Annotated in this window: 12 protein-coding genes; 8 read left to right on the forward strand and 4 right to left on the reverse strand. The window is 39.4% G+C overall.

Annotation, left to right across the window (positions count from 1 at the left end; translation table 11 throughout):
* The first annotated feature begins 314 nt into the window (after positions 1 to 314).
* Positions 315 to 1,580 (forward strand): pyridoxal phosphate-dependent aminotransferase family protein, encoded by a 1,266-nt coding sequence (locus tag AAFN64_RS09380; RefSeq protein ID WP_347760229.1) that lies wholly within the window; start codon positions 315 to 317, stop codon positions 1,578 to 1,580.
* Between the two features lie 133 nt (positions 1,581 to 1,713).
* A complete protein-coding gene (locus AAFN64_RS09385; protein ID WP_347760230.1) occupies positions 1,714 to 3,357 on the forward strand; it encodes a hypothetical protein in 1,644 nt (547 codons plus the stop codon).
* 349 nt (positions 3,358 to 3,706) lie between these two features.
* Here the strand turns inward: AAFN64_RS09385 and AAFN64_RS09390 are convergent, their stop codons facing one another.
* Complete coding sequence (locus AAFN64_RS09390; protein WP_300485250.1) at positions 3,707 to 4,822, reverse strand: GNAT family N-acetyltransferase; 1,116 nt, start codon at positions 4,820 to 4,822, stop codon at positions 3,707 to 3,709.
* An 8-nt stretch (positions 4,823 to 4,830) separates the two neighbouring features.
* Entirely contained in the window at positions 4,831 to 5,781 is a 951-nt protein-coding gene (locus AAFN64_RS09395) for a transporter (protein WP_347760231.1), read from the reverse strand.
* Positions 5,782 to 5,905: 124 nt separating this feature from the next.
* On the opposite strand from AAFN64_RS09395, the gene AAFN64_RS09400 reads away from it, so the two are divergent.
* The 4 genes from AAFN64_RS09400 (at position 5,906) to AAFN64_RS09415 (ending at position 11,445) form a co-directional block, all read left to right on the forward strand.
* The gene (locus AAFN64_RS09400) at positions 5,906 to 6,175 is read left to right on the forward strand and encodes a DUF4834 family protein (RefSeq protein WP_300485245.1); all 270 of its coding nucleotides are present in this window, start codon (positions 5,906 to 5,908) and stop codon (positions 6,173 to 6,175) included.
* An 80-nt stretch (positions 6,176 to 6,255) separates the two neighbouring features.
* On the forward strand, positions 6,256 to 8,691 hold the full coding sequence (locus AAFN64_RS09405; protein ID WP_347760232.1) for a YfhO family protein: 2,436 nt from the start codon (positions 6,256 to 6,258) through the stop codon (positions 8,689 to 8,691).
* 5 nt (positions 8,692 to 8,696) lie between these two features.
* Positions 8,697 to 9,974 (forward strand): glycosyltransferase family 4 protein, encoded by a 1,278-nt coding sequence (locus AAFN64_RS09410; protein WP_347760233.1) that lies wholly within the window; start codon positions 8,697 to 8,699, stop codon positions 9,972 to 9,974.
* Between the two features lies 1 nt (position 9,975).
* On the forward strand, positions 9,976 to 11,445 hold the full coding sequence (locus AAFN64_RS09415; RefSeq protein ID WP_347760234.1) for a polysaccharide biosynthesis C-terminal domain-containing protein: 1,470 nt from the start codon (positions 9,976 to 9,978) through the stop codon (positions 11,443 to 11,445).
* An 80-nt stretch (positions 11,446 to 11,525) separates the two neighbouring features.
* Here AAFN64_RS09415 and AAFN64_RS09420 read toward each other — a convergent pair whose 3' ends face one another.
* The gene (locus tag AAFN64_RS09420; protein WP_347760235.1) at positions 11,526 to 12,230 is read right to left on the reverse strand and encodes a hypothetical protein; all 705 of its coding nucleotides are present in this window, start codon (positions 12,228 to 12,230) and stop codon (positions 11,526 to 11,528) included.
* Between the two features lie 299 nt (positions 12,231 to 12,529).
* Here AAFN64_RS09420 and AAFN64_RS09425 point away from each other — a divergent pair, with 299 nt between their 5' ends.
* Both AAFN64_RS09425 and AAFN64_RS09430 read left to right on the forward strand, forming a co-directional pair.
* Entirely contained in the window at positions 12,530 to 13,720 is a 1,191-nt protein-coding gene (locus AAFN64_RS09425; protein ID WP_300485233.1) for a M28 family peptidase, read from the forward strand.
* A 202-nt stretch (positions 13,721 to 13,922) separates the two neighbouring features.
* Positions 13,923 to 15,116: a M28 family peptidase gene (locus AAFN64_RS09430; protein ID WP_347760236.1), complete on the forward strand. Its 1,194-nt coding sequence runs from the start codon at positions 13,923 to 13,925 to the stop codon at positions 15,114 to 15,116.
* 203 nt (positions 15,117 to 15,319) lie between these two features.
* Here AAFN64_RS09430 and uvrA read toward each other — a convergent pair whose 3' ends face one another.
* A complete protein-coding gene (gene uvrA, locus AAFN64_RS09435; protein WP_300485227.1) occupies positions 15,320 to 18,106 on the reverse strand; it encodes an excinuclease ABC subunit UvrA in 2,787 nt (928 codons plus the stop codon).
* Between the last annotated feature and the right edge of the window lie 68 nt (positions 18,107 to 18,174).

Here is an 18,174-nt window from a genome sequence, read left to right on the forward strand (position 1 = left end):
CCTCTTTGTCTGTTCCGGACTAATAGTCGTAAACGGAATGATACACGATCGGGATAGGGCTATAAAAATTGGCTTTGCCGGAGTAATTATTGCACTAATACTCCTGTTGGGAAGTTATTGTGTCATTTTTGAATTCTGAACATACACCCTCAAGTATATGTTATAAATTAGGTGCTAACAGAGTCGGGTTTTCCCGGCTCTGTTTATTTTTTATAAAAACCGGATACCGCCATAAAACAATCCCAAATTATTATGATGGCATATAATAAATAACTACTTTTGGCACGTTTTTAATATACTTAACATAGAATAGTATGGTAAAAGATTTATTCGAAAGAATTCAAAGTAATAAAGGTCCTTTGGGAAAATGGGCTTCTCAGGCTGAAGGATATTATGTATTTCCGAAATTGGAAGGACAATTAGGACCTAGAATGCAATTTCACGGAAAAGAAATTTTAAACTGGAGTATCAACGATTATTTAGGATTGGCAAACCACCCGGAAGTTCGTAAAGTAGATGCGCAAGCAGCTTTAGACTACGGTGCGGCTTACCCGATGGGCGCGCGGATGATGAGTGGACATACCACCATCCACGAGCAATTGCAAAATGAATTGGCGGCTTTTGTACAAAAAGAAGCAGCCTACCTGCTGAATTTTGGTTATCAGGGAATGGTGTCTATTATTGATGCTTTGGTGACTAAAAATGACGTGATCGTTTATGATGTGGATTCACATGCATGTATCATCGATGGGGTACGTTTGCATATGGGGAAACGATTTACCTATAAACACAACGATGTAGCCAGTCTGGAAAAAAACCTGGAGCGTGCTACTAAAATGGCAACGGAAAACGGTGGCGGAATTCTGGTGATTACCGAAGGTGTTTTCGGAATGCGAGGACAACAGGGAAAACTAAAAGAAATCGTAGCTTTAAAGGAAAAATATAATTTCCGTTTATTGGTAGACGATGCACACGGATTCGGAACACTGGGTAAAACCGGAGCAGGAGCAGGAGAAGAGCAAGGATGTCAGGACGGTATCGATGTGTATTTCTCGACTTTTGCCAAATCGATGGCTAGTATCGGAGCGTTTGTAGCGGCTGATAAAGACATTATCGATTACCTGAAGTACAATTTACGTTCTCAGATGTTTGCAAAATCGTTACCGATGATTATGACGGTTGGTGCTTTAAAACGTTTGGATATGTTGCGTTCCATGCCCGAATTGAAAGACAAATTGTGGGGAAATGTAAATGCACTACAAAACGGTTTAAAATCAAAAGGGTTTAATATTGGTGATACCAATACCTGTGTAACACCGGTTTATCTGGAAGGTAGTATTCCGGAAGCGATGGTGATGGTAAACGATTTACGTGAAAATTACGGAATATTCCTGTCGATCGTAGTGTATCCGGTAATCCCGAAAGGAATTATCTTATTACGTATGATTCCGACAGCTTCGCATACCTTACAGGATATCGAAGAGACGTTACGTGCTTTCGAAGCGATTCGCGAAAAACTGACAAATGGAACCTATAAAAAAATCGCTGCAGAAACAACAGTTGACGTAAGCGCACAATAAGATTTTTTTACATATAAATTTACGCGACACCGGGAAATTTTTCGGTGTCGCGCTTTTTTTTACGATAAACAACTCTTTTTTTTAACATGAATTGGCTTAAAAAAGTCTTAGTTTTGTCCCAAATAAATTAACTATGAAATTAAATAAATTAACAGGGATTGCCGTTTTGGCCCTTTTTGCTACTGTAATTGGATGTCAGTCTGACGATACGAACGGTGTAAATCCTAACGGAGATGCTGATAAAGTTATCTTAAATTCAGACATTAACGCTTTAAATCAGCGAATTAGTTTTTCGAACTCCGGAGTTTTAGAGTTAACTAACGGAGAAGGTAAAATGGCAACTGCTGCCGGAAGCGATTTTCCATTAGCTTTAGTAGCCGAAGTAAATCCGCCTTCTTACAACGGAAAAGTTTTAAAAGCTACACACGTAGATATCAACGGTGTTTATGCGTATGTTTCGTATAATACAGAAGGAGATACCTATTTAGGAGCTATTGATGTGATCAATATTTCAAATCCGAACAATCCGCAGTTAGTGGTTCAGGCGATTTTCCCGAACAGCGACATTAGCGCGATTTCGTATAATGACGGATTCTTATATATTGCAGGTGCTTCTGGCGCCAATGCAAATTCTGGTACAACAAGCCCTGCTTTTGTAGCAAAAATGCCATTACAAAACGGATTGTTAACCAATAACTATGCATCAACAAGCATTTTAGGAAATGTAACGATGGATATCTTCGCAACCAGCTCTAAATATTATGCGGTTTCCGGATATAATGGAGAATTGGTACGTTATAACAAATCAAACAATACTTTTGAGGCTTCAATCCCGGTTGCGGATTTAAGAGCTTTAGGAAGTGTAAACAATAAAATTGTTGTGTTGAGTGGTACGCAAGGGGTAAAAGTGTATGATCAAAATACATTCGCTTTACAAACATCTTTCGCAACTTCTCAGGACGTAGCCGATGCTAAAAGAACAATCGATTTCTCCGATAGCCGCGTGTTAGTATCAGAAGGATACAATGGTTTAGGAGTATATAATCTTACTAGTGGTGCTAAATCACAAACGATTGCAGTACCTACTAATGTTGCAGGTGCTAATCAACAGGATATCGTTACCAATGCGGTATCGGTTAACAACAATAAAGCATTCGTTGCAAATGGTGCTGCCGGTTTATATATCTATAATACTTCCGGATCATTATCACTTTTAGGTTCATTGGCTTTAAATGCTTCTACGCCTAACGGTTCTGCAAACTATGTAAAAAGTTCTGGTGACTATATTTTCGTAGCAAATGGTAATGGTGGTCTGAAAATCATTAAGATGATTGCTGCTCCGGTGAGTTCAATCGACTGTACAAGCTTCCCGAATTATCCAGGTGACCAGTGGTTAAATGTTAACTCAGGACAAGACCTAAAATATAAAGGTTCGGCTTCTGTACAAGGTGTTAACGTAAATGCAAACCTTACTTTCTGTGGTTCAATGGCGGTATCGCAAGGATTGAACATTAACAGTGGTGGTGTGTTCTATATGAAAGGAACTTTGGCGCAAGGTCAGGCGAATAATCCTTATCAGTCATTAAACATTAACAGTAACGCAAAACTTAAAGTAGAAGGTAGTGTAGTAATTTACGGTAACCTTGTATTAAATAGTGGTGCGACATTAGAATTCGTAGGTAGCGGATCTTCGATCACGATCTACGGTTCGGTTACCAAAGGAAACAATGTAACGATTACAGGAAATTATACCGATACGTTTAATAAATTAAATTAAAAATCGGATCTCTCAAAAAAGGAAAAAGACTGTCGTAAGAGACAGTCTTTTTTTTATTTATTTAAACCTGACAGGTCTTTTAGCGTTTTTAATATAGTTTGACTTTTAGATTGAATACGAATAGAAGGGAATGGGTTATTCTAATAGATATTAAACCTGACAGGTCTTTTAGCGTTTGGAATATAGACCTGTCAGGTTTGGCTTTTAAATTGAATAGGGATAAAAGGGAATGATTATTCTAATAGATATTAAACCTGACAGGTCTTTTAGCGTTTGCAATATAGACCTGTCAGGTTTGGCATTTTAGTGTAAAACAAAAAAGAGACTATTAGATGATAGTCTCTTTTTATTATAAATCTTTACGGAATGTTTTACGTCTTTTATGGATAATCGGACTAAAATTTTTCCAAAGTTGTTGTATCTTTTTGTTTTCTTCCAACTGCGGATTGGTTTCTACGGTTAGAATGCCACGCTTGGTAAAAACTTCATACATCCTTTTTAAAATCAACGCGGTAACCCCTTTGTTCTGATATTCCGGATCCACGCCAATCAGATAAAACTCAGCATGATCATTCTTTTTCATAGCGCGTAACAAATGCAGGAAACCAAAAGGGAAGAGTTTTCCATTGGCTTTCTGAAACGCTTTGGAAAACGAAGGCATCGTAATACCAAAGGCAATCATTTTGCCATCTTTGTCGGTTACGCAGGTGATAAAATCGGGATGGATAAACGAGATGTATTTTTCTTTATAATGATCAATTTGAAATTGTTCGATCGGAACAAAACTCTGTAATTCGGCGTAGGTTTTGTTTAAAAGCCCAAACATTTCATCTACATATGGAATAATGTCTTTTGTTGATTTAAAATTCAGACTTTTGACGGCATAGCGTTGCTCGATAATGCGCGACAGCGGCTCAATTTTACCTAAGTCAACCTGTTTGGCATCGATTTTATATTCCAGCCATTCCGCTTCTTTGGTAAAGCCTAACTTTTCCAGATGTTCCGGATAATAAGCGTGGTTATAAAGTCCGATCATTGTCGCAATCTGATCAAAGCCTTCGGTAAGCATTCCGGCTTTGTCCATGTTGGAAAAACCCACAGGACCTTCCATATAGTCAAGGTTGTGTTCTTTGCCGAGTTCAATTACTTTATCCAGTAACGCTTTGGTCACTTCGAGGTTATCGATCACGTCAAACCAGCCAAAGCGTACTTTCGATTTGTGTAGTGTGTTGACTTCCGTCCAGTTGATAATCGCAGCAATCCGGCCTGCAAGTTTTCCGTCTTGATACGCCAGAAAATAGCGAGCGGTTACGCTTTTAAAAATATCATTTTTGGGGTTAAAACTCTTTAGTTCATCTTTGATCAACGGAGGAACCCAATAGGGATTGTTTTTATATAACTGAAAAGGAAAGGTAACGAAATCGGTCATTTCCTTTTGAGTGAGGGCTTCTTTTATTGTAATCATTTTAAAATCTATTCGGGTTGTACTTCGTCAACACGTTTTTTCTTTTCTTCTTTTTTACCGTCTTTTTTGCCTTTTTCTTCTTTTCCGCTTTTGATTTCTACCGGTTTGTAGTTTTTGTCAAAACGCCATGAAAATCCGATTCCACCTATGATTAAAGCCGGTGTGTCTTTGATGTTTGCTCCGATGGAAGCATCGATCTGCATGTTTTTCTGAAGCAGATAAGCTGCACCACCTCTAAAAATCATATCAGAATAATAATCACTTTGATAACCCTGGTTTTCCAGGAAAGCCGACCATTTGGCGTTGATTCCGCGCGTTAACGTTAGAATATAGCCATAACTCTTATATTCGGAAATAAACTTGTCGGCGATAAAGTTTCCGACCAACACCCATTGCGCGCCAAAATGGTTTTGGGTGATCAACATCACCCTCGGACTAAAAGCCGGTTCGTCCGGAATTTTATAACTGTCGGATAAAGCAAAATTGGCTCCGGCATATACACCGACAGCCGGGATAAACTGACGCCATTTAAAACGATGATTGGCTTTCCAGCTATAGATGTTTACTTTGTCTTCGTGGTTTTTAAACGGATCGTAAACCAGGTATTTGGCTCCGATTAATGCTTGTTTGATACCGGTTCGACTGGTTTCGGAATAATCGGTTTTATAGGTGTCAAACTGGTATTGAATATCGCCGATAAACTCCAATTGCTCCAGAACCGCACCGTAACGCAAGCTCAATTCGCCCCCAAAACCGGATGATTTATACCCTAAGTATTTGTGTTTGTCGTTAATATAATAGGTACCGGCTTCGGCCTGAATTACCGTTTTTCCAACCGAAAAGGCACCGTGGGATTTACCGGGACGATTCGAGTTGATCTCGTCGGTAAACTGGGCGTAATGTACGGAAGTGGAAAATAGAAGCAGACCTGCTATCTTGAGTTTAAAATGCTTTATCATGGGTAAAAAGAGTTTTCAGTAACGTATAAACGTAAAATCAAATGTAGTTATTTTATTATTATTTTAAGAAATAGAATTTATTTTTAACCGTTGGATTTAGTAAATTTGGAAAAAATTATAGATTATGGATACGGCATCATTTAGCGGTCTTGTAAAAACGTTGTTGTGGATTATTGTAATTTACTATGCCCTGAAATTTGTAATGAAACTATTGGCACCTTACTTTTTACAGCAGGTGGTGAAAAAAGCAGAAGAAAATTTCCAGCAGCAACAACAATATTATAACCAGCAACAAACGCAACAGCAACAAAATACACAATCCAACTTTTCGTCCGATAAACCAAAGGAAAAGAAAAAAGTTGGAGAATATATCGATTTCGAAGAGTTAGAGTAGTGTTTAAAGCTACTCTTTTTCTTTTTTTACAATACTTTTATTTCTATTTTAGCCTACTATTATTAGGCTAAATTCGTTTTATGAAAAACCTTTCTAAATTTTATCCCCATGTACTGGCAATACTTGGCTTCGTACTAATCTCTTTATTGTATTTTCATCCTGTATTGCAAGGGAAAAAAGTTTTCCAATCCGATATCGCACAATATATCGGTATGGCGAAAGAACAAACCGATTTTAGAAAAACAACCGGACAAGAACCCTATTGGACGGATAGTGCTTTTGGCGGAATGCCAACCTACCAGTTGGGTGCCAATTATCCTAATAATTTTATCAAACAACTGGACTCGGTAATCCGTTTTCTGCCGCGTCCGGCCGATTATCTGTTTCTGTATTTCCTTGGATTTTATATACTGTTACGTGTATTTCGTGTCGATAGCCTGAAAGCATTTTTCGGAGCGCTGGCTTTCGGTTTTTCAACCTATCTGATCATCATTCTCGGTGTCGGACATAATGCAAAAGCCCACGCCATCGCCTATATGCCTATGGTAGTTGCCGGGGTGATTCTGGTATTCCGGAAACGCTATTTGGCAGGCGGAATACTCACGATGCTTGCAGCAGCGTTGGAAATCAATGCGAATCACTTCCAGATGACCTATTATCTGTTGTTATTCCTATTGGTAATCGGAATTTATTATCTGGTTCAGTATATTAAAAATAAAGAATATAAAGATCTTGGAATCATTGCCGCCACGTTTGCGATTGCCGGTATTTTGAGTATCGGTGTAAACGCAACGAATTTAATGGCCACTTCGGAATATGCCAAATACAGTACCCGAAGTGATAGTGAACTGACCTTTAATCCGGACGGTTCTAAAAAAGAAAGCAGCAATGCGATGTCCTACGATTATATCACCGAATATAGTTACGGTATTGCCGAAAGCTTTAACCTGATTGCACCGCGTTTATTTGGTGGTTCGAACCACGAAAATGTAGGTGAAAATTCACCCATGTATGAGTTTATTTCCAATCAGGGAGCCTCTCCAAGTCAGGCGAAAGATTTTGTATCGAGTGTGCCAACCTATTGGGGAGCACAGCCCATTGTAGCCGCACCGGCCTATATCGGAGCTATCGTTTTCTTCCTGGCTGTATTGGCGTTGTTTGTCGATAACCGAAAAATTAAATATGCCTTTTTGGCCGGAGCATTAATGTCGTTGTTTTTGTCGTGGGGGAAATATTTCCCGGCGCTGACCAACTTCTTTATCGATTATGTGCCGATGTACAATAAATTCCGTGCCGTGTCTTCAATTCAGGTAATCCTGGAATTGTGTATGCCGGTTCTGGCGGTTTTAGGATTGCAGTCTTTCTTTAAAGCTGAAGAAAAAGAACGTTGGAATGCCCTATGGAAATCGGGTGCTACGGCATTGGGGGTAGTAGTAATATTGTTGTTTGCCAAAGGAATGTTCGACTTTACCGGCGGAAGTGACAGTATGTATTTAAAGGCCTATGGCGAAATGGGCCCTCCGTTTATCGACGCTTTAAAAGAACAACGTGCAGCGATGTATGTATCCGATTTATTGCGTTCGGGCGTATTGATTTTGCTAGCGGCTGCTATTTTATGGTTGTTCTCTAAAAACAAATTGTCGCAGGTAACAGCAGTGGTTTTGGTAGGCGTACTAATGGTAGGTGATTTATTCTTTGTGGATAAAAATTATGTAAACAGCGATAGTTTTGTATCGGCACGTCAGGCGGATGTTCCGTTTGAAGCAACTCCGGCCGACGAACAGATTCTAAAAGACACCACGCACTACCGTGTGTTTGAAGTCGAAGGAAACATGTCGAGCGCCAGAACGTCCTATTTCCATAGCTCGATTGGCGGTTATCATGCGGCCAAACCAAGAAAAATGCAACAGCTGTTCGATTATCAGATTGCGAAAAACAACATTGGTGTGTTAAACATGCTGAATGTAAAATATATCATCCAGAAAGACGATCAGGGTCAGGATATTCCATTAAAAAATGCGGAAGCAAATGGAAACGCCTGGTTTGTGAGCGACGTGAAAAAAGTGGATACGCCGGATGCCGAAATGAAAGCACTGGATAAACTGGATACGAAAAAAACAGCCGTGCTGAATCAGAAGGAATTTGTTGGTGTGGTAAAAGAAAATACGTTTGTAACCGATTCGACAGCGACCATTAAATTAACACAATACGAACCAAACTACCTAAAATATACAGCCAATAATCCGAATAAAGGATTGGCGGTTTTCTCGGAAGTGTATTACCCGAAAGGATGGAAAGCGACTATCGATGGTAAGGAAGTACCTCATTTTGCAGTGAATTATGTATTGCGTGCGATGGAAGTTCCAGCCGGAAAACATACGATTGAATTCAAATTCGAACCGGAAGTCATCAAAAAAGGAAGTATGATTTCATTGATTAGCTTTATCGTGATGTTAGCGTTGATCATTGCCGGTATTTATTTTGACAACAAAAAGAAACAGCAGATCCCGTCGTAGCGATAATGAAGAAAGTACTGATTATAACCTATTATTGGCCACCGGCCGGAGGACCGGGTGTACAGCGTTGGCTGAAGTTTGTAAAGTACTTACCGGAGTTCGGAGTAGAACCAATTGTGTATATTCCGGAGAACCCAACCTATCCGTTACAGGATGCTAAATTACTGGACGAAGTGCCGCAAGGGGTGACGGTATTACAAAAGAAAATTACAGAACCGTATGCCTGGGCATCGGTTTTTTCAAAAAATAAAACCAAAAAAATCAGTTCCGGGATTATCCCGAACAAAAAGAAGCAATCGTTCCTCGAACGCCTGATGTTATGGACCAGAGGGAATTTGTTTATCCCGGATGCACGGGTGTTATGGGTAAAACCTTCGGTATCCTATTTGCAACGGTATATCAAAGAAAACGGAATTGATACGGTAATTACAACCGGTCCGCCGCACAGTTTGCACCTTATCGGGATGCATTTAAAGGAGCAAACGGGCATTCGATGGGTGGCCGATTTCCGTGATCCATGGACGACTATCGGGTATCATAAAGCATTAAAATTATCGGACTATGCTGCTCAAAAGCACAAAGATCTGGAACGAAAAGTGATGCAGGAAGCCGATTTTCTACTGGTGACAAGTCGTACGACGCAAAAAGAGTTTGAAGCGATTACATCCAAACCTATTCATGTGATTACAAACGGTTATGACGTGGAAAACGTAACCCGACTTCCGTTGGATGAGAAGTTTTCATTGGCGCATATCGGGTCATTTTTGTCCGAACGTAATCCGCGGATTTTATGGAAAGCACTTAGCGAACTGATAAAAGAGGAACCGGGTTTTAAAGATCATTTCGAATTAAAATTAATCGGAGCAACGAGTCAGGAAGTACTCGAAACGATCGAGGAGTTCCGACTTTCGCCTTATGTGAATAACCTTGGTTATGTTTCCCATCAGGAAGCTGTGCAACAGCAACGAAGTTCGCAAGTGTTATTGCTGGTTGAAATCGACTCGGAAGAAACCAAAAGTATTATCCCGGGGAAATTGTTCGAATATATGGTTTCCGAACGACCGATTCTGGCAATTGGTCCGGAAGATGCCGATTTTGCCGGAATCATAAAACAAACGAATACCGGTGTTTTTGCCTTATACGATAATAAAGATTTGGTAAAAGAGACGTTATTGTCGTATTACAGACTTTATCTGACGCAAAACCTAAAAGTATATCCGGTAGGTTTGCAACAATACAGCCGTAGGAATTTAACCAAACAACTGGCCGATTTATTGAAATAGTATGGGAATTGTCATTAATCAATCCATAAAAAACACCATTATTACCTATATCGGTTTTGCTATCGGTGCAGCGAATACGTTGTTTATGTATCCGAAGTTTCTGGGCGAAACCTATTATGGGTTAACCGGCTATTTGTTGTCGTCGGCCAATATCATTATGCCTTTGATGGCTTTTGGTGTACATAACACACTGATCAAATATTTCACCCATTATAAAACGGAAGAAGAAAAAGAAGCGTTCTTAACACTGGTGTTGTTTCTTCCTTTTTTACTGATCATTCCGATGATGCTGTTTGGGACTTTTGGCTATTCGGCTATAGCTTCGTTTTTATCCCGAAAAAATCCGATCATTTATGAATATGTCTGGCAAATTCCGGTTATCGGGTTGTGTATGGGATATTTCGAGATTTTTTATGCCTGGGTGAAAGTGCATATGCAATCGGTTTTCGGAAGTTTTATCAAAGAAATCGCACTTCGTATTTTTATTACCGTTTTCCTGTTTTCGGTTTATTTTAAATGGATTACACCCGAGGCTTTTGTAAATTTCCTGATGTTGATTTACCTGGCGGTGATGTTGCTCATGCTGTTTTATGCTTTTAAAGTCAAACCAATCGTATTCCGATTTAAATTGCCGCACAATACCCGCGCCGTATTGGTGTATTCGTCGTTTATTATCCTGTCGGGTAGTATTGCGAACATGTTATTGGATGTGGATAAAAATATGATTGGTCAATATATCGCGATCGAAAATATTGCCTATTATTCGGTGGCCATTTTTATTGCCACGGTTATCTCGGTTCCCAGTCGGGCGATGCACCAGATTACGTATCCGATTACGGCCAAATTAATGACCGAAAATAAACACGACGAACTAAACGAACTCTATAAAAAAACATCAATCTCCTTACAGGTTGTTGGCGGATTGGTGTTTTTGGGAATTTTGGTAAATGTAAAAGAATTATATACGCTTTTGCCGGCCAATTATAGCGGTGGGATTTTTGTGGTTTTTGTGATCGGACTTTCCAAATATTTCGATTTGCTTTTAGGAAATAACAATGCCATTATTTTTAATTCCAAATATTATCGGGCAGTTTTGTTTTTAGGATTGCTGTTGGTTTTCCTCACCGTAAGTCTGAATATGTATTTTATTCCGCGGTTGGGAATCGAAGGAGCGGCCATTGCTACTCTGATTTCGATTACGCTTTATAGCGTGGCGAAATTACTTTTTGTAGTGGTTCGGATGAAGTTGTTTCCGTTTTCCAAAAAAACACTTTATTCCTTTGCCATCTCGTTGGGCTGCTTTTTTGCTTTTTATTATTGGGATTTCCCGTTTCATGCGGTGATTGGAATCCTGCTAAAATCAACATTGATTTCGGCCGTATACTTATATCTGAATTATATCTTTAAAATTTCGGAAGATATTAATTTCGTTATGGATAAAGTCCTGACGATGGTTCGGTTAAAACGATAATAAGAAAACCCGCTCGGCAAAAAAAGCGTCGCGGGTTTCTTCAAACTAACCAACCAAAATTTTAATATAAATCGTTTTTATTATTTGTCTTTTATTTCTTTGATGTCACTATCGGTCATTTTCGCTTTCGTACCGTCGGCTCTGTAATAATAGTAATCATCGTTATTGTTTTGCCATGATCCGCCAGTGGTATAATCATCTTCCGGATAATAACCGTTGTTTGTATTGTTTCCAGCTGGAATATAGGCATATCCTTGAGAATCACGGTTTACATACCCGCTGATGTCTACAATTTGTCCTCTTCTGTTATAGAAAATACGCAGACCACCTACTTGTGACAAGGCAAAGCTGTTGTAACTCATATAAACGGTTCCCACTCTTTTGACACGGTTTGCACTGTCGTAGTTGATAAAAACGTTACCTACGCGGCGTACACGGCCAAAGTTGTCATGCTCGATACGGATTCCATAGTTTGTAGCCGTATTGTAATAACGCGGATTGCGAGGATCGGGTGCGCCATAAGTGGTGTTTACCACACCGCGTCTTCCGTTTCGATATACTACGGTTCCGTTGGTTTCCGGTTGGGTGTTGAAATCAAATTCCCCATTCGGAAAGATATAAAACGCAATACCACGTTCCATAAACATAATCGGTTCGGCATTTCTGTAATCGATTCCATAACGCGGACCGTTGGTTTTAGCATCAGAAAAAACGGGATTAACGGATGCTTGAGCCATACTTCCCACCAGGAAGATGCTGGCTACTAAAAGTGTAATTTTTTTCATAATACCTAATTTTAATAGTTTCCTACTCGTATAGTTTTTCGGATCCACTTGTCGGAATCGGTTTTAAAGAATTCCGTTACTTATCTAAATTCAATTTGCGTGCCAAAACAATAAAGCGAATAGGACTATTTTTTGGAATCCCTGTAAATACCTGTGTTACAGCGATTGTTAAAAATGAAAAAAAATAATTTTGTAAGTTTTTTTGTAAATTCTCGCTAATGTGAAATTAATATTTATTATATTCGTTACCCGATATATCGAGAATAACCTATTAAAAAACCTAAATCTTAACCAAAAAAATGAAAAACTTAACTAAAAGCGTAATGCTTTCTTTAGTCGCGGCCGTATGCGGTACGGCGACTCAGGCGCAAACCTTTATACAGGAGTACGCCGATGTTGCGAACCAGGCGTCACAAACCGGAATTGTAACGAATCTGACGGAATTTGAAAATTTCGGTCTGAAATACCGGGGTACCGTAAATCAGGCAAATACCTTACAGTGGCTTAAAAATAAATACCTGAGTTATGGCTATACAACGAGTGAATTATCGGAAGATACCTTTAGCTATTCGGGGTCGACATGTAAAAATTTAATTGTGACTAAAATGGGTACGGTTTATCCAAATACCTACATAATTGTTTGCGGACATTATGATACGGCTGTTGGAAGTGGTACCAACGATAACGGTAGTGGTGTAGTTACCATTCTTGAAATCGCCCGATTGTTGCAAAATATCCCAACGGAATATTCGATCAAATTTATCAATTTTAGTGGAGAAGAAGACGGACTATTGGGAAGTACGCACTATGTGACGTCAGTGGTTAACGGAACAACGCCTAAGATGGATATTAAGTTGGTTTTTAATATTGACGAAATCGGAAGTGTCGCTGGAATAGTAAACGATAAGATTGTTTGCGAACGCGACCTATTTGCGCCGACTTCAAATAATGCGGCTTCCGATGTGGTAACAAGAGAATTAATGGCCTGCACGGAGCTTTATTCGCCTTTAAAAGCAGAATTGTCGTATGCATACGGATCGGATTATATGCCATTTCAGGAAAACGGAGAAGTGATCACCGGATTTTTCGAACATTATTATTCCCCTCATGCCCATACCACACAGGATTTATTGGTTAATCTGGATACCGTATATGTGTATAATGTGGCTAAAGCGGCCATCGGTGCGACACTTCATTTTGCTAAAGCGACTATTCCGACTTCAGAAACAGAAAATGCCAATAAGGATTTTAATGTGAGCTTTTTCCCGAATCCGGTTAAAAATCGCTTAACGATCAATAAAGGAAAACTAACGACTAATGACTATTCTTTTACAATTGTGGATATTCATGGAAATCGGGTGTTGAACCAGCAATTTGCCAATGCTGAGTTATTGGAAACAATCGATATTTCGAAACTAAACAGAGGAATCTATATGGCCGTTCTGGAAGCAGACGGGCATCGTATCACAAAAAAGATTGTGATCGAATAAAAATGATCTTAAACCTGCTAAAACGATCCGGCTTATGTCGGATCGTTTGTTTTATAAAGGCTTGTAATCGTTTTGTTTTTAAGAAGTTAAAAAAAATAGGAGCTATTTGTAATGCCCAATACAGCTAGTCTGAAAAATTAGTATCTTCGTTGACCGGTTTTCCGGTAATAACCCATAATAAAATGAAAAACTAACTAAAAAAATGAAAAACTTAACTAAAAGTTTAATGATTTCATTGCTGGCGACTGTATATGGGAATACAACCCAAGCCCAAACCTATATACAGAGCTATGCCAATGTAGTCAACCAGGCTTCACAATCCGGAATTCTGACGAATCTCACGGAGTTTGAAAATCTGGGCGTCAAGTACCGCGGAACCTTGGCACAGGCCAATACGCTACAATGGCTCAAAAATAAATACCTGAGCTACGGATATACGGCAAGCCAATTGTCGGAAGACACTTTTACCTATTCTGGGGCGACTTGTAAAAACCTGATCGTTACGAAAATCGGTACGGTCTATCCGAATACGTATGTAATTGTTTGCGGACATTATGATACGATTACCGGAACAGGTACAAACGATAACGGTAGCGGGGTAACGAGTATACTCGAAATCGCCCGACTATTACAAAACATCCCGACCGAATATTCGATTAAGTTTATCAATTTCAGCGGAGAAGAAGACGGACTAAGAGGTAGTCAGAATTATGTGAGCACCATTGTAAATGGTACAACGCCAAAAATGAGTATCAAACTCGTATTTAATATCGATGAAGTAGGAGGTGTTGCCGGAATGTTAAATAATACCATTACCTGCGAAAGAGATACCGGAAATCCATCGGCCAATAATGCGGCCTCGAATACGATTACTAATGAGTTGATCAAATGTGTTAAGCTGTATTCGCCTTTGCAGACCAAATTGTCGTATGCCTATGCATCCGATTATATGCCTTTTCAGTCGAATGGTGAAATTATTACCGGTTTTTTTGAAACCAACGAAACAACGCATGCACATACCACTCAGGATTTATTGATAAATATGGATCCGACATATGTATATAATGTGGCAAAAGCCGCTACGGGTGCGACTTTACATTTTGCCAAAGCAACCACTACGGCAAGTTTGGGTACCGATACCTTTGAAAAAGACTTTAATGTAAGCTTTTTTCCGAATCCGGTAAAAGAATACCTAACGATTAACAAAGGAAAACTGGAAGTAAATGAGTATGTTTTTACTTTGGTGGATATTAACGGAAAACAAGTGTTAAAACAAAAGGTTGCTAATGCCAAATTGCTGGAATCGGTTGATATCAGTAAGCTAAGCAAAGGAATCTATATGGGAATACTCGAAACCGGAGAACACCGTATTTCGAAAAAGATTGTGATCGAATAGATATAGATATAGATATAGATATAGATATAGATATAGATATAGATATAGATATAGATATAGATATAGATATAGATATAGATATAGATATAGATATAGATATAGATTGAAACGAGAAACCTGACAGGTTTTCAAAACCTGTCAGGTTTAAATATACCATCATAAAAAAATCCCTTTTCATTTGAAACGGGATTTTTTTTTTATGATTATAATTTTTCTTTTAAATATTTACCGGTTTCGGAGTTTTTGTTTTTGACAACTTCTTCCGGCGTACCAAAAGCAATTAGTTTTCCGCCGTTTTCACCGCCTTCCGGACCGATATCAATAATATAATCGGCACATTTGATCAGATCCAGATTGTGCTCGATAACAATAATCGAATGACCTTTGTCCAGTAAGGCATCAAAAGAAGCCAATAGTTTTTTGATATCGTGGAAATGCAAACCGGTTGTCGGTTCGTCAAACACGAATAACGCTTTTTCTTTGGTAACCCCTTTAACCAGGAATGAAGCCAGTTTGATCCGTTGTGCTTCTCCACCGGAAAGTGTAGATGACGACTGACCCAATTGTACATAACCCAATCCTACATCCTGTAAGGGTTGTAGCTTTTGTGTGATTTTGGTTTGTTTATGCTGATCAAAAAAAGCAATAGCATCGTCAATAGTCATTGTTAACACATCGTCGATGTTTTTATTTTCGAAGTTTACCTCAAGAATCTCTTTTTTAAAGCGTTTTCCGTTACAAGTTTCGCATTCCAGATGTACATCGGCCATAAATTGCATTTCAATCGTCACGGAACCTTCTCCTTTACAGGTTTCACAACGTCCACCGTCTACGTTAAACGAAAAATGTTTGGGCTGATAGCCTCGCATTTTCGAAACAGCTTGTTTGGAAAACAAGTCCCGGATGTCGTCATAAGCCTTGATATAGGTAACCGGATTGGAACGGGAACTCCGCCCAATAGGATTCTGATCTACATATTCGATATGCTTGATATGCGAATAACTCCCTTTTAATTCGCTAAACTGACCGGCTTTTTCACCTACGCCTTCCAGCTGTTTTTGCAAGGCCGGGAAAAGTATTTTTTTAACCAGTGTACTTTTTCCACTTCCGGAAACCCCCGTGATTACGGTAAGGCATTCCAACGGGAAGGTAACATCGATGTTTTTAAGGTTGTTTTCACGCGCACCGATAACATCGATATGGTTTTTAAATTTGCGTCTTTTTTTAGGAACTGCGATTTCCATATTTCCGTTTAGGTATTGTGCCGTAAGCGAATCGGCTTTCAGGATTTCGTCATAAGTTCCCTGTGCGACCAAATGACCGCCATAGGTTCCGGCTTCCGGTCCGATGTCGATAATCATGTCGGCAGCTTTCATGATGTCTTCATCATGTTCGACTACAATAACCGTATTACCAAGGTTGCGAAGGTTTTCAAGTACCTTGATCAAACGTTCGGTATCTTTAGGGTGTAAACCAATACTCGGTTCATCCAGAATATACATCGATCCAACAAGGCTACTACCTAATGAAGTGGCCAAATTGATACGCTGCGATTCTCCTCCGGATAAGGTAGCCGAATTTCGGTTTAACGTTAGGTAGTTTAAGCCCACTTCATCCAGAAAACGCAAACGGTTGTTGATCTCGATTAGCAGTCGCTTGGCTACTTTTTCGTCATATTCGGACAATGTTAGTTCTTTAAAGAATCCAATCAGATTTTTAATCGGAAGGTCAACCAGATCGGATATGGTTTTGCCTCCTACGTGTACGTAATTAGCTTCCGGTCGGAGACGTTTTCCTTTACAAACGTTACATTTTGTTTTACCGCGGTAACGGGATAACATCACACGGTTTTGAATTTTATAGTTCTTTTCTTCCAGTTCCTGAAAAAAGTCATCCAGTCCGGTAAAAAAGCGGTTCCCTTTCCAGATCAGACTTTTTTGTTCTTCCGATAATTCGAAAAACGGTTTGTGAATCGGGAAATCGAATTTATAAGCATTGTTGACCAACTGATCGCGGTACCAACCCATACTTTCGCCTCGCCACGGATAAATAGCATTTTCGTAAACCGAAAGTGCCGTATTTGGAATTACGAGTTCGTCGTCGATACCAATTACATTCCCGTAACCTTCACATTTCGGACAGGCACCATACGGGTTGTTAAAACTGAATAAATGGACATTAGGCTCCAAAAAGGTGATACCGTCCATTTCGAAATTATTACTGAAAACAATGCGCTTTTCGCTGTTGAGTTCCTGTAAATAACATTCGCCTTTACCTTCGTAAAATGCGGTTTGTGCGGCATCGGCCAGACGGTTAAAAAACTCTTCGTCGTCTTTTACAATGATCCTGTCAATGATCAATAGTACATCCTTATGATCTAAACTATGTTGATCAATTTCATCAAGGCGTACCATTTCGGTATCCACCAAAATACGGGCAAAACCTTGTTGCAGTAAAACTTTTAATTTGTCTTCCAGTTTACGGCCTTCTTCCAGGTGAATCGGAGCCAATAGCATCCATTTGCTATCCAACGGAAGCTTTTTGACTTCGTTTACCACATCGGTCACGGTATCTTTTTTAACTTCTCTGCCGGAAACAGGAGAAATGGTTTTTCCAATCCGGGCATAAAGCAGTTTTAAATAATCGTAGATCTCGGTCGATGTACCAACCGTCGAACGCGCATTGGTGGTGTTCACCTTTTGTTCGATGGCTATGGCCGGTGCAATTCCTTTAATGTATTCCACTTTGGGTTTGTCCAGCCTTCCTAAAAACTGACGGGCATAGGAAGACAAACTTTCTACATAACGGCGTTGTCCTTCGGCATATAAGGTGTCGAAAGCCAAACTCGATTTTCCGGAACCGGACAGACCGGTAATCACAACCAGTTTGTTCCGCGGAATCGCTACATCGATATTTTTTAAATTGTGTAATTGCGCCCCTTTTATGATAATATTTTTTTTGGGCTCCAGTGTGGTAATGTCAGTTTTCATAGAATACAAAGATAAGCAAAAACAGCATTTTACGATAGAATATTGTGTTTCCCGAAAAAAAGTTCCTT

Origin of the sequence: Flavobacterium sp. CAU 1735 (assembly GCF_039888695.1) — a bacterium.
Classification (GTDB): domain Bacteria; phylum Bacteroidota; class Bacteroidia; order Flavobacteriales; family Flavobacteriaceae; genus Flavobacterium.

Excerpts from the sequence above, each read along its gene's own strand:
- AAFN64_RS09380 (WP_347760229.1), top strand. The coding sequence starts at position 315 with ATGGTAAAAGATTTATTCGAAAGAATTCAAAGTAATAAAGGTCCTTTG.
- AAFN64_RS09385 (WP_347760230.1), top strand. The coding sequence starts at position 1,714 with ATGAAATTAAATAAATTAACAGGGATTGCCGTTTTGGCCCTTTTTGCT.
- AAFN64_RS09390 (WP_300485250.1), bottom strand. The coding sequence starts at position 4,822 with ATGATTACAATAAAAGAAGCCCTCACTCAAAAGGAAATGACCGATTTC.
- AAFN64_RS09395 (WP_347760231.1), bottom strand. The coding sequence starts at position 5,781 with ATGATAAAGCATTTTAAACTCAAGATAGCAGGTCTGCTTCTATTTTCC.
- AAFN64_RS09400 (WP_300485245.1), top strand. The coding sequence starts at position 5,906 with ATGGATACGGCATCATTTAGCGGTCTTGTAAAAACGTTGTTGTGGATT.
- AAFN64_RS09405 (WP_347760232.1), top strand. The coding sequence starts at position 6,256 with ATGAAAAACCTTTCTAAATTTTATCCCCATGTACTGGCAATACTTGGC.
- AAFN64_RS09410 (WP_347760233.1), top strand. The coding sequence starts at position 8,697 with ATGAAGAAAGTACTGATTATAACCTATTATTGGCCACCGGCCGGAGGA.
- AAFN64_RS09415 (WP_347760234.1), top strand. The coding sequence starts at position 9,976 with ATGGGAATTGTCATTAATCAATCCATAAAAAACACCATTATTACCTAT.
- AAFN64_RS09420 (WP_347760235.1), bottom strand. The coding sequence starts at position 12,230 with ATGAAAAAAATTACACTTTTAGTAGCCAGCATCTTCCTGGTGGGAAGT.
- AAFN64_RS09425 (WP_300485233.1), top strand. The coding sequence starts at position 12,530 with ATGAAAAACTTAACTAAAAGCGTAATGCTTTCTTTAGTCGCGGCCGTA.
- AAFN64_RS09430 (WP_347760236.1), top strand. The coding sequence starts at position 13,923 with ATGAAAAACTTAACTAAAAGTTTAATGATTTCATTGCTGGCGACTGTA.
- uvrA (WP_300485227.1), bottom strand. The coding sequence starts at position 18,106 with ATGAAAACTGACATTACCACACTGGAGCCCAAAAAAAATATTATCATA.